This is a genomic window from Chrysanthemum yellows phytoplasma, assembly GCF_000803325.1.
Lineage (GTDB): Bacteria > Bacillota_I > Bacilli_A > Acholeplasmatales > Acholeplasmataceae > Phytoplasma > Phytoplasma asteris.
The window spans coordinates 1-729 of record NZ_JSWH01000213.1 but is presented as its reverse complement, the minus strand read 5'-3'; the positions used below and the strand labels follow the sequence as shown (position 1 = coordinate 729).

At 28.1% G+C, this 729-nt stretch carries 2 pseudogenes; both read right to left on the bottom strand.

The window, feature by feature from the left end:
- Positions 1-148 (bottom strand): annotated as a pseudogene (locus OL66_RS03915) (DNA primase); the annotation flags it as partial.
- A gap of 12 nt (positions 149-160) precedes the next feature.
- Positions 161-729, bottom strand: a pseudogene (locus OL66_RS03230) (DnaB-like helicase C-terminal domain-containing protein); the annotation flags it as partial.

Sequence of the window (729 nt, the reverse complement as noted above, 5' to 3'; positions counted from 1 at the left end):
GGCAACAAGTTGGGTTTTGCCCTTGATGGATGGGACAAGGAAAACGGTGGTGATTATTAAAATTTAGAGGTAAAATTTTTAATTTTTTTAATAAAACTGACATGGGAAAATGGGTTTGAATGTTTTTTATTTTATTTTGATAATTCATTGAGTTGACTCCTTAATAACTTTCTAATGGATAAGGTAAAATATAACCGATTTCTTGAAAGGTTTGAGTGTTCATTTCAAAGTGATAAACTAAGTTCTTTTTAGTACCACTGCGATTCTTTTTAATAGATAATTCAATGATTTTTTGAGATTCGTTATTTTTTGATGCTAAATATAATTGATTAAAATTTTGATTATAGATATTTAATGGTTTTTCTTAGTCTTTGGATAGTTTTGGTTGAAATTTAGACATCATTAAGACAAGATCTGAGTTAGTTTCGATGCCACCACTTCCTTTTAAAGCGGTTATTTCAGGGGATTTACCTTGGTAATGGCTGTATGTATCTCTTGAAAATTGAGATAAAATGATAATAACAAGGTTTAATTCCATGGCTAATTGTTTGAGTTTTGTCATAATTTCGTCAATGGCTAACCGATCATTTTCTAAATAATTACTAGTTTTAGTAATTTGAAGATGGTCAATGACGATGATTTCAGCTTTGTTTTCTAAATGTAAACGATAAACTAAATCAATGACATAATCGATGTTTTTGCTTTTATCGTAACTAAATGATAAATTTA